A 507-nucleotide genomic window follows, 5' to 3' on the forward strand; every position below is an offset into this window, starting at 1 on the left:
TATCCGTACTTCTTCTCACATCCTTTGGCATTAAAAAGATATAGCCCAAGGCAAATAAAACTAAAAGTATCAGATAAAACATGCTTTTCTCCTTATTTTTGGCTTCTTAGTCTTTCCTCAAATCCCTCTGCTGTTTCAAACTCCTTGTGAAATATATTATTCAGCAGTTTTTTTCTTTTTCGTTGCTTTTTCACGCATTGCTTTGTCAAGAATTTGTTTACGCAAGCGGATTGATTCTGGTGTTACTTCCATGTATTCGTCATCGCCCAAGAATTCTAATGATTCTTCAAGAGACAAGATCTTAGAAGCGTTAAGCACTGAAGTTGAGTCTTTATTAGATGAACGAACATTTGTTTGTTGTTTAGCTTTTGTAACGTTAACAGTCAAGTCATTATCACGTGAGTGCTCACCGATAATCATACCTGCATAAACTTCTGTTCCTGCTTCAACAAAGAGAACGCCACGCTCTTGTACGTATCCCATAGCATAAGATGTTACAGAACCTTG

1 pseudogene is annotated in these 507 nt (G+C 36.7%); it reads right to left on the reverse strand.

Annotation, left to right across the window (positions count from 1 at the left end):
- Positions 1-156: 156 nt before the first annotated feature.
- Positions 157-507: pseudogene (locus tag LI288_RS14035) on the reverse strand (translational GTPase TypA); the annotation flags it as partial.

It is taken from the genome of Lachnospira pectinoschiza, from assembly GCF_020564355.1.
Lineage (GTDB): Bacteria > Bacillota > Clostridia > Lachnospirales > Lachnospiraceae > Lachnospira > Lachnospira intestinalis.